General features: G+C 42.9%; 1 protein-coding gene. It reads right to left on the minus strand.

Annotation, left to right across the window (positions count from 1 at the left end; all coding sequences use genetic code 11):
• A partial coding sequence (locus tag ACWNT5_RS24185; protein ID WP_456518848.1) for a beta strand repeat-containing protein occupies positions 1-1,778 on the minus strand: 1,778 nt, incomplete at both ends.

Raw genomic sequence — 1,778 nt, forward strand, 5'->3', positions numbered from 1 at the left:
CCATTTGGATCTTCTCCTATCACAGTAGCGCTATTTATAACTTCTCCGTTATTAATATCAACCTGTGTAATTACATATGTTGCCTGCGCAGTACCTTGTTCTCCTGGTGCCAATGTAGATGGTGTAATAGCTAGATTAGTGCTTCCAGTAAGAATATCATCTATAAAAATATTACTTACCGTTACATTACCTGTATTGGTAACAGTAAATGTATAGGTAATAACATCTCCAACATTTGAACCACTAGCTACACCAGTTTTAACTAATGTTAAATCAGGATCAGCTATAAGATCTGTAACTGTTGGATCGTTATCCGTCTCTCCATCGGTCGTACCATCTCCATTTGGTGTCTCAACAGTCTCATCGCCTGCATCGGATACATCTGTTACATCATCCGTACCACTTGGACTATCTCCTGTAGCTGTAGCACTGTTCTCTATAAAGCCTGCATCCATATCTGCTTGGGTAATCGTTTGATTTGCTGTCACTGTTACACTAGCTCCTGGTGCTAAACTCACTATCGGACTGCCTACGATACTTCCCGCATCTGCATTCGCATCCTCTATCTCAATGTCTGTCAAAGTAACATTACCTGTATTGGTCACTACAATATCATACTCGATAACATCATTTAAGGCACTTCCTGCTACCCTAACTGTCTTGATAACGCTTAGACTTGGATCGGCTGTCAAATCTGTAACCGTTGGATCATTATCGGTCTCTCCATCGGTCGTGCCATCTCCATTTGGTGTCTCAACAGTCTCATCGCCTGCATCCGATACATCTGTTACATCATCCGTACCACTTGGACTATCTCCTGTAGCAGTAGCACTGTTCTCTATAAAGCCTGCATCAATATCTGCTTGGGTAATCGTTTGATTTGCTGTCACTGTTACACTAACACCTGGTGCTAAACTTGCTATCGGACTGCCTACAATACTTCCCGTATCTGCATTCGCATCCTCTATCTCAATATCGGTTAATGTAACATTACCTGTATTGGTCACTACAATATCATACTCGATAACATCATTCAAGGCGCTTCCTACTACTCTAACTGTCTTGATAACACTCAAACTTGGATCTGCCGTAAGATCTGTAACTGTTGGGTCGTTATCTGTCTCTCCATCGGTCGTGCCATCTCCATTTGGTGTCTCAACAGTCTCATCGCCTGCGTCGGATACATCTGTTACATCATCTGTTCCACTTGGACTATCTCCCGTAGCTGTAGCACTGTTCTCTATAAAGCCAGCATCGATATCTGCCTGGGTAATCGTTTGATTTGCAGTTACGGTTACACTAGTGCCTGGGGCTAAACTTGCTATCGGACTTCCTACGATACTTCCTGCATCAGCATTATCATCAGTGATCTCAATATCTGTCAAAGTAACATTACCTGTATTGGTCACTACAATATCATACTCGATAACATCATTCAAGGCGCTTCCTACTACTCTAATTGTCTTGATAACGCTTAGACTTGGATCTGCCGTAAGATCTGTAACCGTTGGATCGTTATCCGTCTCTCCATCGGTCGTGCCATCTCCATTTGGTGTCTCAACAGTCTCATCGCCTGCATCGGATACATCTGTTACATCATCTGTTCCACTTGGACTATCTCCCGTAGCCGTAGCACTGTTCTCTATAAAGCCTGCATCGATATCTGCTTGTGTAATTGTTTGATTTGCTGTCACTGTTACACTAGCACCTGGTGCTAAACTTGCTATCGGACTGCCTACGATACTTCCTGCATCTGCATTCGCATCCTCTATCTCAAT

The sequence above is a fragment of the Aquimarina sp. 433 genome, assembly GCF_054054605.1.